The organism is Subsaximicrobium wynnwilliamsii (assembly GCF_007997225.1).
GTDB lineage: Bacteria > Bacteroidota > Bacteroidia > Flavobacteriales > Flavobacteriaceae > Psychroserpens > Psychroserpens wynnwilliamsii.
Genome location: NZ_VORM01000073.1, coordinates 1 through 2254 on the forward strand (window position 1 = coordinate 1; position 2254 = coordinate 2254).

The 2254-nt window shown below is 30.0% G+C and carries 1 protein-coding gene; it reads left to right on the forward strand.

The window, feature by feature from the left end:
* Window positions 1-912: 912 nt before the first annotated feature.
* Complete coding sequence (locus tag ESY88_RS20490; RefSeq protein WP_147088557.1) at window positions 913-2115, forward strand: retropepsin-like aspartic protease; 1203 nt, start codon at window positions 913-915, stop codon at window positions 2113-2115.
* Window positions 2116-2254: the final 139 nt, after the last annotated feature.

Below are 2254 nucleotides of genomic sequence, written 5' to 3' on the forward strand. Positions count from 1 at the left end.
TTTTTTAAACATGGTATTGGATTTAAAATTTAGCTACAAATTAATAAATCTATTACATTTACAGCAAGAACATCCAATCGGAACGGTTCAGGCGGGCTTCCGACCGGTAGGGAGGATTCGTTCAACACCGTGTAAAATTAATTGCTGGTTTTAGCCAATTTACGAAAGTCCTTTGGGACTTTCTTGGTTCTTGTTTTATTTACTAACTTCACTACTTAAAACACGCAACTAATCTTACACAAAAACGTTGTACGTAAGCTAACTAGACCACCAAAATCTTGGTTCATTTAAGATTTTAACTACTAATCAGCCAAAAAAAAAGTAACATCGGAATCAAAAAATCCATTATCAAAAACTAACTACGCGGAAATGACCACTCAAACGGAATTGTTGCGGAATGGCAATCCAAAGGTTGTTTTTTAAATCGATAATTTGGCTTTTGACAACGTTCTGGATTCAACCTAAACGTTAAAATTTACTGATAAAAAACAAAAGTAGAACTGCATCAAACGAACTCTGAAAGGATTTCCCAAGTTCTGTTTTTTAATCGAAAATTTAGCTGACCAATGGTTCGTCCAAGGGTTCTATAACTTCATGTTTTTAGTCTTTTATTAAGCATTTTTAAGACCCAAAATCAATAGAGTACGGATTTCTAAAACCAAAATATTCTATCAGAAAACGGAAAGGAACTGTTGCGAAAGAGCATCGAAAAATAAAACTTAGAGCTATAAAACACAAAAATCTGAAGGAAAAAGCCTACGTACAACATCGCGTATAATTAATTGCTAGGTCTATACTTCTTCCGAAAACCCTCGTGGATTCGCTAGTTCGTTTTTATTTGCTAAATTAGCGCTTGAGACGCGCAACTAATCATACTCAAACACGTTGGCAGTTATTAAAAAAAAACACAATATGAACAGTAAATTATTAATAATAGTTTCACTTTTAATTTTTATCAAAACTTATTCGCAACAAACAATTAATGCTAATCAAGGTTTTGTGGAAAATAAAGAATATTTCAGTAAAATGAAATATGAAAATAAAAACGGAAAAATAATAATCAAAGTTTCAATAAACCAAAATGAATATGATTTTCTATTAGATACTGGTGCGACAACAGCAATATCAGAAAATTTATATGATTTAATTAAAACTAATAAACTTGGAAGTGTAAAAATTAAAGACCAGTCTGGCATCACAGATAGTTTAAAAGTTGTATCCATACCAGAGATTATAATTAATGAAATAAAATTTAAAGAAATTCCTGCATTTGTCTCAAAAAGGGGCATAAACCCTATTTTTGAGTGTTTCAAAATTGATGGTATTATTGGTAGTAATTTATTGAGAAATTCAACAATTCAATTTAACTCTCAAAAAAATGAAATTATTCTAACAGATAATAGTAAGAATTTGGGGTTGAAAAAACGAGATGCAATCGAGATGAAAGTTAACCAAATACAAAGCAGTCCATTCATCCCTATAAAACTGATAAAAGAAAAACACGAAGGAAATGGATATGTATTATTTGATAGTGGCGATAATGATTTTTACGTTATATCTAACACAGCTTATCATCAACTTCAATCCCAAGTAGATATATTTGAAACCATAGCCAAAAATGTCGGTACATTTAGTGTGGGTTTATTTGGTACTGCAAATGAAAATGAACATTTAGCTTTGAAAGTCAAAAAATTAAAAATAGGTAATATGGATTTTAATAATGTAATTACGAAAACCACCTACGGAGAGACTTCTCGAATTGGTTCAGAGTTATTAAAATATGGAAAAGTTACATTAGATTATAAAAAAGAACTATTTTGGTTAGAAAATTTTAACGAAAAAAAATCTATAGAACTTGCTGAAAAAATGTGGCCCATTGAACCCATTTTAAATAATCTAAATGAAATTGTTGTCGGTATTATATGGGATAATTCACTAAAAAATAAAATTAATCTTGGAGATAAAATTTTAAAGTTTGGCTATATTGATTACGAGAATATGGATTACTGCGAAATCATAAATTTAACTTCTAAAATAAATGAATCAAAGGCTAAATTAATTTTTCAAGATAAAAACACTAAAGAAATTAAAGAATTAGAATTAAATAAGTTATAAAAAAACAACTGCCAATAACTAAGTATTCGGCTCGCCGATAGGCCAGAGCTGAATACTGTGTTGACGAATCCGGTTGATTTGCCGTCTATGGGTAAAACGATGAATTTAAAGAAGGATGGCTGGAGTTTGCGCTGTTATT